Origin of the sequence: Candidatus Chloroploca sp. Khr17, assembly GCF_004138165.1 — a bacterium.
In the GTDB taxonomy this organism is placed as follows: domain Bacteria; phylum Chloroflexota; class Chloroflexia; order Chloroflexales; family Chloroflexaceae; genus Chloroploca.
The window spans coordinates 1-3,710 of the sequence record NZ_RYFF01000122.1 but is presented as its reverse complement, the minus strand read 5'-3'; the positions used below and the strand labels follow the sequence as shown (position 1 = coordinate 3,710).

Annotated in this window: 2 protein-coding genes and 1 pseudogene; 2 read left to right on the top strand and 1 reads right to left on the bottom strand. The window is 57.2% G+C overall.

Annotated elements, in window-relative coordinates:
• Positions 1 to 753 (bottom strand): annotated as a pseudogene (locus EKD05_RS25160) (SH3 domain-containing protein); the annotation flags it as partial.
• A 176-nt stretch (positions 754 to 929) separates the two neighbouring features.
• Here EKD05_RS25160 and metG point away from each other — a divergent pair.
• Positions 930 to 2,735, top strand: coding sequence for a methionine--tRNA ligase (gene metG, locus EKD05_RS25155; protein ID WP_129678364.1), 1,806 nt, complete (start codon positions 930 to 932; stop codon positions 2,733 to 2,735).
• A gap of 117 nt (positions 2,736 to 2,852) precedes the next feature.
• Complete coding sequence (locus tag EKD05_RS25150; protein ID WP_129678362.1) at positions 2,853 to 3,386, top strand: YbaY family lipoprotein; 534 nt, start codon at positions 2,853 to 2,855, stop codon at positions 3,384 to 3,386.
• The last annotated feature ends 324 nt before the right edge of the window (positions 3,387 to 3,710 follow it).

Sequence of the window (3,710 nt, the reverse complement as noted above, 5' to 3'; positions counted from 1 at the left end):
TGCCTCAGCTTCGGTGGTCGCCGTTGGTACCGGTGTCGCCGTGGGCACTGGGGTTGGTGGCGTAGCGACCGTGCGCCCAAAGAAACTGTCGGCAATTCCGCTGATCTCGGGGGTCAGCAACTCGCCTGGTTCGCTGACGAGACCGTCAGCGGTGAGCAGCACGACGGTATAGCTGCGGCCCTCGACGGGTTGCGGTGCCTCAGGGGCGCGTTGGATCGTCAATTCGACCCGATTGCGGCGGATCGTGCCGCTGGCCTGCTCAGGATTGAACCAGTCAAACGCCTCGCCATCCTCACGCATCTCAGCCTGAATGAGCGTACCATCCTCAATGCCCGTCGTTTCGCCCACAACCACGACGGTCAGGGGCTCCGCACGCACCACCGAGGCACTCCGCACCACCAGGGTGACCGGCACCGGCGTGGGCGGCAGGACTGTCTGAGAGCCTCCAGGTAAGAGCAGCAAAATCAGGGCCAGCAGACTAAGGATCACGAGCAGAGGCACGAGCAGCAAGAGGATTTTACCGGCTGGTGAGAGACGCGCAAAGCGATCACGCCAACCCTTTGGTTCTTCATCAAGCGGCACGGCCGTATAATCAACCGGCGGCCCGAGCTCGGGAGGGGCGACTTGCTCATCAGGTGCTGCGGCTGTCCGCCTGCGTCGCATCAGTATCAGCACCGCAACAAGTACCAGCACAACCACCACGATCACGCCAATGACCACTGGTGTCGGCAATCCGCTGAGCAGGTTTTGCATGAGTGTTCAATGTCCCTTCGTCAAACTGCCTATCTCAGATCTTGTGTACCATCAATGTGAACATGTACCCATCATATGACAATGGGCGCTCTTCTGCAAGCATGGTATAATTGAACGAGCATTTGTGCGCAGTTCTCGCTCAAAAAAGTGCACAATGTGTTGTTTGGAGGTAGTGAATGGGTGAGCATATTCTGGTTGCTGTTGCCTGGCCCTATGCCAATGGTCCACGCCATATTGGGCACGTTGCAGGGTTTGGGGTTCCGTCCGATATTTTTGCCCGCTATCATCGGCTCAAGGGCAATTATGTATTGATGGTCTCTGGTACCGATGAACATGGTACCCCGATTACGCTTGCTGCTGATAAAGAAGGTGTGACGCCCCAGGCGATCGCCGATCGCTATAGCAATATTATTGGTGATGACCTCTATCATCTGGGCCTGAGCTACGATACCTTTACGCGGACGACAACGCTCAACCATTATCGGGTCACCCAGGATATCTTCAAGACCCTCTATGAAAAGGGCTATATCCTCCGTCAGGAGACGCTCGGGGCCTTTTCGTCTTCTACCGGCCGTACGTTGCCTGATCGCTACATCGAGGGAACCTGCCCGATCTGTGGCTATCACGAGGCCCGCGGCGATCAGTGTGATAACTGTGGTCATCAGCTTGATCCCATTGATTTGATCAACCCTCGTTCGAAGATCGATGGTCAACCCCCTGTTTTTAAAGAGACCGAGCAGTTTTTTCTCGATTTGCCGGTCTTTGCCGATCGTCTGCAAAAATGGATCACCCGTCAGACCCACTGGCGTCCCAATGTACGGAGTTTTTCGCTCAATTTTATCAAAGAGCTGAAGCCACGGCCAATTACGCGTGATCTTGATTGGGGGGTGCCGATCCCGTTGCCCGAGTATGCCGACCGCGACGACAAAAAGATCTATGTCTGGTTTGATGCGGTGATTGGCTATCTCTCGGCCAGTATCGAATGGGCGAAAAATCGGGGTACGCCTGATGCATGGCGTGATTGGTGGCAGAATCGTCGCGCCCGTCACTACTATTTTATGGGCAAAGATAATATCGTCTTTCACTCGGTGATCTGGCCCTCGCAATTGATGGGCTATTTTAGCGATGGGTTTTATGCCGGCAGTGCCGCCGGGGCTTTTGCCGAGGTGCCACTCCAGCTGCCCCACAATATTGTCAGTAGCGAATTTCTGACGATGGAGGGCAAGAAGTTTAGTAGTAGTCGTGGTGTCGTCATCTATGTCAATGAGGTTCTGAGCCGCTATGATCCCGATGCGCTGCGCTATTTTCTGGCGATCGCCGGCCCTGAAAATCAAGATACCGACTTCACCTGGGCCGAGTTTGTCCGCCGGAATAACGATGAACTCGTCGCGACCTGGGGCAATCTCGTCAACCGGACGTTGACCAATGTCTATAAGAATTTTGGGGCCGTCCCTGCTCCCGAGACGCTGACGGAAGGTGATCACGCGCTGATCGCGACGGTCGAAGGTGGCTTTGCTACCTGTGGCGAGGCGATTGAACAGGCGCGTTTCAAGAGCGCGATCAGCGAAGCGATGCGCCTGGCGTCCCTGGTCAATACCTATTTGAGTGAACAGGAACCGTGGAAGGTGATCAAGCAAGATCGGGCGCGGGCCGCGACGATCTGGTATGTGGCCTTGCATTGTGTTGATCAACTCAAGCTGCTCTTTACACCATTCCTGCCCTTTAGCAGCCAGCGGCTCCATGCGTATCTGGGCTACGATGGTTATATCGCGGGGCCGCTTGAGTTCCGCGAGTACACCGAAGAGCACGGCACGTCCCATCGGGTGCTCACCGGTGACTATGAGTCCTGGATTGGGCGCTGGGAGCCGTCGTCGTTGCCGGTCGGTCAGCAACTGCGTGAGCCAGCCCCGCTCTTCAAGAAGCTTGATGAACAGGTGGTCGAGGATGAACTGGCGCGCCTGATGGGAACCTTGCGTCCCTAGAGCGATTGCAGCTTGCAGGTTTGTAATTGTCGCTTGGGCGCAGCCCATCTGGACGCGGTCGGTGTCGCGCTGCTGCCCAAACAGGTTGCCTGGCACTGCACTAGCTAGGAGAGTCGTATGAAGCTTAGAGTTGCTCTATTTGGGATCTTCTTTGCCCTCACCCTGCTGCTGCTGCCCGGCCTTGCGCAGGCGCAGGGGCAGGGTGTCGTGTCAGGCACGCTTACCTATCGTGATCGCAGCGCGTTGCCGCCCAATGCGGTCGTGACGGTGCAGATTGCCGAAGTGCGCCCTGGCGTTATGCCCCAGGTTATTGCGGAACAGCGCTTTACCAGCAATAATGCCCAGCCGCCTTTCCGCTACACGATTGGCTATGATCCGGCCCGCATTGATCTCAATGCACAGTATACGGTTCAGTCAAATATTACGGTCGGTGGTCAGGTGCGCTACACCACCAATCAGATCGTGCCGGTCATTACCCGTGGTGCGCCCACGATGGGGGTTACGCTAAACCTGGTGCTGGTTGGGGCCTTGCCCGAGGCGAGCAGCGGGTCGGGATGGCTGCTTTTTGGTTTGGTTGCCCTTGCCGGTGCTGGGGTGGCTGCGCTGGGGCGCATGGCGTTGCGCAGGGAGCTTACCCAACTCTCTACATAGCAACAGCGTGTTTTACGAAAATAGGGCGTAAAGCCCAGCAGCTTCAGCGCTGAGATATAAGCCCTTCACGCGCTTCAGCGGCTAGGGCGATCGCATCTTCTGTGTAGGCACCCCGCCAGGGCACCCGCCAGGGGTGCCCCTACGCCGGATGCGGCCCCGCCGCGGTACGGGCACCCCTGGCGGGTGCCGCGTTGTATCCGGTTTCGTATGATGCAATCGCCCTGTTGCGATGCTTCAGGTGAGACCGATACACATTAGGGACTACGCAGTGGCATCAGGACGCGCCCCGTCACCAGGGCGCTTCGTTATTTCGGCCTGACCGCC

Excerpts from the sequence above, each read along its gene's own strand:
- metG (WP_129678364.1), top strand. The coding sequence starts at position 930 with ATGGGTGAGCATATTCTGGTTGCTGTTGCCTGGCCCTATGCCAATGGT.
- EKD05_RS25150 (WP_129678362.1), top strand. The coding sequence starts at position 2,853 with ATGAAGCTTAGAGTTGCTCTATTTGGGATCTTCTTTGCCCTCACCCTG.